1 protein-coding gene is annotated in these 533 nt (G+C 54.8%); it reads right to left on the bottom strand.

The features are described 5' to 3' along the window. The coding region (locus tag PspCFBP13528_RS27480; RefSeq protein WP_178084460.1) for an immunoglobulin-like domain-containing protein at positions 1–533 on the bottom strand (533 nt) is incomplete at both ends.

Raw genomic sequence — 533 nt, 5'->3', positions numbered from 1 at the left:
TTGTCGATGGTGTCGTTGATCGTGGTGGTTGCGCCATTGCCAGCAACTTCCAGCTTCTCGAAGTTGCCGCCAGTCGCTTCAGTGATCTGGACGGTCTGAGTGCTCTTGTCGATAAACACGTCATCGCTTGGAGCAGGCACGGTCACGGTGCCGACGGTGTCGCCAGCCTTGATGGTGATGTTCGAACCGTTATCGAGTTTCAGCGTGACGTCAGTACCGGCCTTATTGCTTAAGGTCGCTGTGTAGGTGATCTGGCCACCTTCGTTAACAGCATTTGGTGCGGTCAGCGTGACAGTCGTAGTGTTGTCAGTACCTGGGGTATCAGTCACGGTGGTGTTAACCGGCGTGGTGCCTGGAACCAGATTTTCGAAATGCTCGCCACCGGTCACGCCTTTGATAGCGGTGGTGACGGTTTGGTCGCCCTTGTACACATCATCCGGCGCAACAACCGAAACACTGGCGCTCGATTGGTTTACACCGATAGTAATGCTCTGGCCGTTATCCAACGTCACGGTCAACGGGTTGGTGATGTT

Origin of the sequence: Pseudomonas sp. CFBP13528 (genome assembly GCF_005233615.1) — a bacterium.
In the GTDB taxonomy this organism is placed as follows: Bacteria; Pseudomonadota; Gammaproteobacteria; order Pseudomonadales; family Pseudomonadaceae; genus Aquipseudomonas; species Aquipseudomonas fluorescens_AM.
This window is presented reverse-complemented; position numbering and strand designations above follow the sequence as displayed.